Annotated in this window: 2 protein-coding genes and 1 pseudogene; 2 read left to right on the top strand and 1 reads right to left on the bottom strand. The window is 56.1% G+C overall.

The window, feature by feature from the left end:
* Window positions 1-1,528 (bottom strand): HAD family hydrolase (locus EOA24_RS25145; RefSeq protein ID WP_348633082.1); only part of this gene is annotated, 1,528 nt, incomplete at its 3' end.
* A gap of 925 nt (window positions 1,529-2,453) precedes the next feature.
* Here EOA24_RS25145 and EOA24_RS25140 point away from each other — a divergent pair.
* Together EOA24_RS25140 and EOA24_RS25135 are read left to right on the top strand one after the other, a co-directional pair.
* Window positions 2,454-3,458 (top strand): hypothetical protein, encoded by a 1,005-nt coding sequence (locus tag EOA24_RS25140; protein ID WP_245501850.1) that lies wholly within the window; start codon window positions 2,454-2,456, stop codon window positions 3,456-3,458.
* 1,040 nt (window positions 3,459-4,498) lie between these two features.
* A pseudogene (locus EOA24_RS25135) lies at window positions 4,499-5,602 on the top strand (IS110 family transposase).
* Window positions 5,603-5,777 lie beyond the last annotated feature (175 nt).

Here is a 5,777-nt window from a genome sequence, read left to right as displayed (position 1 = left end):
GTTTTGACATATAGCGCATCATGCGCCCACGCAAAGCAAACGAGTTCTTTAATATCAACTCCATCACGTCGTCGTCGTGCAGCGACTGATGAAACGCCCTTCTTGGATCGTCAGATTGACGTGCGATTCGTATTAGCAATTCCGTCACGTCAGGCGGGAGCAAAAGCTGTTTTGCAATGGAATGAAGGTTGAAAAATTCGGGGCTGATTCCGCTGATATAATAGTCCACATCGGCACGGTTTTTGAAAGAGGCCGCAATCGCAACGAACCTGCGGATTCGCACCAGCTTCCCGACGGATTTGCCAGTATATGCTTCACAAGCGGCTGAAAGAAGATATGCGTCACGCAACAGAAAGAGGACTCTTACTCGCTTGCCCTGCTTCTGCAGTGCCGCGACTTCGTCCATAAGAAAACGGGCGTAGGCATATAGCACCGGGCCAAACGACATGTAGCCGATCACTGTCTCAGGCGCGTACGGACGGAGGTTTGCCACAGAAAACAGTGGCCGAAATGGACTGTAGCAGGGAAGAACAAGCGCTTCCGGTGCTGGTTGCTCGAACACAATCAACGAAGATGCCGCGTGTTGTAGGCGCAAGAAGTCTGCGACCTCGCGATCAAACGGCTGGAAATGTAGCGCACGTAGGCCTAATTTCTGCGGCGCTTGCGCATCGGCAACATCGTTGTCTCCGATATGAAGTATTTGCGCTGCAGGCACCCCACACTGTTCGATTACAACCCGAAAAAGGCCATGGCTCTTCGACGTGCCGTGATCGACAGAGCAGTAAATCTTGCTAATCGCCCGCATAACGTCTGCAGGCAAATGCCGAGTCAAAAGGCGTGTTAACTCGTCCTCGCGCAAATACGTATCGCTCACGATGACAATTTTGATACCACGGGTGTGAGCCAGCCTAATCAACTCCACGAACGGTGAGAAAGCAAAGCAAACATTCATTTCGGCCCGGATTTCAGCCTCAGCCAACAGCTCTCTTTCTTCCCCAGAAAGCGATGTAAAAAGCCGATAAATGTCACCGATATCGATCTCCCCAGACCGGTTCTCTAAACGCTTCGCTCGATAGGCACGCGCAGCTGCGCTAATGCGTTGGTGAGGAGTTATCTCTAACCTTCGCGCGACGGGATCCTCGGCCAGCACGGCGAAAACGTCGCTTGGTGTCGCTGTCTTGCGCCATAGCAAGGTATCGAAACAGTCAAGTGATAGTACCTTTACGGAATGCTCGAGGTCGTGCAGAACATTTGGGATATCGGAAACCTTTATTTGTGCTTTGTGATGCGTACTACGCATGTCACTGCAGATTAGGTTATCCTCCGGCATTTGCAGTCTGGCGATCTGTTCCGTTGGTACGCCCCCATCCGCACCAGGGTGACCGATGACGTGATAAGCTTCGTCTCCAGAAATATGTGGCACGAAGTCATGATCAACCACATCGTCAATACTTACGCTTCCGGACGACTGCTGATCTCTTTCGGATTCCGTTATCTTGGCGGTCAAGCGCTTGAGTATAAGCTGCATATTGTTTCTCCTTCGGGCAAGCGCAATCTTTCCAGTAGACAGCGGAGTTTTTGCTCGGCAAACCCTGGTCCCAACCCTAGTCCATTAAACCAGCTCGGGACATCTCCATTTTAATTGCGGATCCCTTGGAACCCCGTAGCGAAAGTGGTTGCCGCTGTGCTCGACAAATGTGGCGACGCGGAGGGCCTAGACTCAAGTAGTGGACGGCAAGTGAGAAGTTATCTACTGGCGGACGATTCCTCTCTCATAGTTCATTCCTTCACCGCGCAAAATACATCTGACATCGGTTGACTCTCTTCGTCTTACTTGGCCGAAGGGTATCATATATAGGTTCCCCGTCAACGCAAGCGGTGGGGACGCGACATTGTATGCTAAGTAGTTGATATCATGACAACAACTGCATGTCCTAGCACATGGGCTTTTATAAAGAAGTGTTAAGATTGATGCAGGTTGGGTTTAACAGAAGCTCCATCCGACACGGCAGGAGGTAGGCGGCGAGAGATACACTTTGGCGCCATCGTGCGGGCAGGGCAACCAGCACTCAAGGCGCTGTCACGTCATCTGTGCGTATGAACGCGCTGAAACGGTGTGCTCCGCGTTCATCACAGCGCAGTCACGGGCTTCCACTCCGCTATTAGAAGAGCATGAGGACTTATGGGACGGCGCGGGCCATTTCGCCGTTCTTGTAATTGTGGTTCGCCATCCCAAGATACCATTGCTTGAAGGTCGGAGCGCAGGGAGCCGTCGAGGGTCTGTGCGCGGGTTTGCAGCAGAAGATGTGCGGCGGAGGCTTGGGGCCTGCGACCGCTATTGATAACACTGACGAAAAACTCCCATGCTGTTTCTGCGCGGCTGGCACGACTTTTGAACTCCTTCGCTCGCGGAGGGGCTCCCTGTCGGGATCACATCGCGATCAAAGGAACGAATGAAGGAAAAGCAGCATGTCAGATCCGCGTCAGATCGTATTCTGTGGAATAGAAGACATCGGAAAGTCCGCATCTCCCAAAATCAACTCGCCAGTCTGTCAGCTTTCAGACAGAACTATCCCGATAGTCGGCTGCGCCCCCAAGGCCACTGGGCAGTGAGGGGCACGATGGCGCTATCAGGTGCAGGGCGCGCCAACATTCAGGGGGCGAAGCATGATTTCGCGGCAGCCTATAATTCCAGGTGGCCGCACGCCTATTTTCGCGCGCATCTGTCCTTAGACTATGTGATACCAGATCGGGCTAAGCCCGTTTTCGAAAGGATATTTGCCGATTATCGACGCGTTCGAAAGAAAACCAGATTGAAGATTATCGACGTCGGTTGCTCGTATGGCATTAACGCCGCCTTACTACGCACAGATCTCAGTCTCGACGATCTCTATGCTGCCTATCTGGCACCCAGCGGATCGCTCTCGCGCCGACACGAGTTCGAGCATCGTGCCTTCTTTCGCAATCGCGGCCTGCGAGACGACATCCAGTTCGTCGGAGTCGACCCATCGTTCCGGGCTGTTCGCTATGCGCGAGTTCTGGGCCTGCTGGAAGCCGGTATCGTGGCTGATCTAGAAACCCGTGACTTGACGGTCGAGGAACACTGCGATCTCGTGGGTGCGGATATCGTCATCAGCACAGGCTGTGTGGGTTACGCCACAGAGCGAACATTTGCACGCGTGTATGCTGCGTCTGCGACGTCTTGCCCGTGGGTCGTTGCCTTCGCAATGCACCCCTTCAGCTATGACAATATCGCAATGGCCCTGCGGGATTTTGGACTGGAAACCAGGCTTGAACGCCGCTTCAGACAGCGCCAGCGCCGCTTCTCAACAGTGAAGGAACGGCAGGCTATCCTAACCGCGATGACCAAGCTCGGCATGGAGGATCGCTTGGAGCGCACGACCGGCTATATTTACGCATCGTGCCACGTTTCTGCACCGCTGGGCGAATTGGTCTGAGCCCTGCCAACAGGCCTCTCCCGGCGAAGTGACCTCGCAACACGTCATCTGTCAGCGAGCAAATCGTGGGTTTATTTAATGTTGAAGGCCGCCACGGGGAGGAGCGGAAGCCGGGCGTAGTCGCCGTAAGCAGCTAATCGCTCTTCCACGCATCAGCGGTAAACGATGCGCCAATGAACCTTACAATAGGCTTGATGTACATGGACTTTCGAGCCATGACATTGGTTATGCGGTGCCGCGGCGGCGGCCGAAGATCTTGCAACGGTGCCCGGCGCAGGTCTCCATGCGCTCCGCGCGGATCGCGTCATCGGGGACACCCTCCCGGATGCAAAGGAGAGATCAGAGCGTGTGGGGCAAGGGGCCGCGTAACAGCGAAGTACTCGGCAAATTCTGGAAGGATTGCTCATTGGCTCAGGGCAATTTTCACTCTCGGGCGTGGAAGGGATGACCCTCCACAGAATGGCGGATCTCGAACGGCTTCGTCGAACTACGTCGCGAAGGCCAGCGCCGTGCCGGACGACGCTTGGCGCGATAAGGGGCATTGTGACACGGTGAAGACCATCGTCGGATGCGCCCCCGAAAGGCAGAATAATTGAGCAGCCAGCCCGAGATAGCTGTCAACGAGACCCAGCACGTTGTTGAAGAAGTGCGCCGTGTTGCCTAGAGGATGGCGTGCCGTGCGGCGATCTGAAGATTGTCGTCATCTTTGTAGCCGTGCTCGGCCCTCAGACCTTGCCCGGAGGCAATCATGGTCAAAGTTTGCGGCGTTAAGACTCTGCGCGCGTTTTATTTGAGTTTTATTGCAGTTTTGTGCAACGGCTGATTGGCGAGAAGACAGGTTTGACAATAGATTTGTCACTCCACGGCCAGGGATGGTTTCGGACCAAGCCGAACCTCGCTCGTTGCTTACGCATTTGATCGCGGCACATGCTAGTCCCTATGATTGCTGGGCCTGAGGGTGGTCCGTCATCCGAAATGCAACGGTACGAGCGTTAAGCCGGCTGGCCGGCGCAGAGCCTCATGCATAGGAGACGGGCCACATGAACCGTATCAGATTTGTCGGTTTGGATATTCACAAGGAGCGGATTTCGATCGCGGTGGCAGAGTGCGGACGCGCGGGTTGGTGGAATATCTCGGCGAGATTGCCAACGACCCTGATGCCATCAACAAGCTATGCGATCGTCTGGGGCGTTCCGGCAAGCCGCTGGCGTTTTGCTATGAGGGCCCGGCCCGTGCGGTTATGGCGTTTATCGCCAACTCACAAGCCTGGGCCATCGCTGCGACGTGGTGGCGCCATCGCTGATTCCGAGTAAGCCTGGCGATCGGGTGAAGACAAACCGTCGCGACGCCACCATGCTCGCCCGCCTCAATCGGGCCGAAGAGTTGACCCTGTCTGGGTGTCCGATACCAATCACGAAGCCATGCGCGACCTGATCCGGCTGCGCAGCGTCGTGCGCCAGGTGGTGACGCGAGCGCGTCAACATCTTCAGGGATTTGCTGCGTCACGGGCATAAGCACGAGCGTGGGACTGGCGAATGGCTTACCGGCGATGGCTTTCGACATTGGCCTTCGAACATCCCGCTCAGCAGCTCGCATTTCAGGACTACGTCGATGCCGTCATGAATGCGGAACGGCGCCTGCAGCAGGTCGAGGAACAGATACTCAGCCTGCTCCCGGAATGGAACCAGCGCCCGGAGGTTGATGCCTTGCAGGCAATGCGCGGTATCGCACTGATCAATGCCGTGGTGTCGCGGAGGTTGGCGACTTCACACGCTTCTCCAATCCACGCCAGCTCATGGCCTATTTCGGCCTGGTCCCCGGCGAGCAATCGAGTGGCGAGACCGTCTGGCGCGGCGGCATGCCAAGACCGGCAACACCCATGCCCGGCGCGCGCTGGTCGAGGGCGCCTGGGCTTACAGGATGAGGCCGCGCATCGGCCGGCACAGGTCGACCGGATCGAGGCGCTGCCAAAAGTCGTTCGCGATATCGGGTGGAAGGCGCAGGTTCGACTGTGCACCCGATATCGTCGGCTGAGCGCGCGCGGCAAGAACGCTAACGTCGTCAATGTCGCCATTGCACGCTCGATGGTGGACTTCATCTGGTCGATTGCCTGCACGGTTCAATCCGCGCCAAAGGCGGCGTGACCAGTATTTGAAAGACAGCCAGTAGAGGAGATCGCAAAACTCAAACATCAGCCTCGGTGCGATATGCGGCGCTGGGCGGGACAATGCCGGGGAGCCCTCGTCTCCACCATGAGCCTCGACGCTCGCCATCTAGAGATAGGCAGCCCCAAACGAAACAAGTTCATGCGGCCCGACC

The sequence above is a fragment of the Mesorhizobium sp. M2A.F.Ca.ET.039.01.1.1 genome, from assembly GCF_003998035.1.
GTDB lineage: Bacteria > Pseudomonadota > Alphaproteobacteria > Rhizobiales > Rhizobiaceae > Mesorhizobium.
Note: the sequence above shows the minus strand (reverse complement) of the source record. Positions and strands in the feature narration are given on the sequence as shown.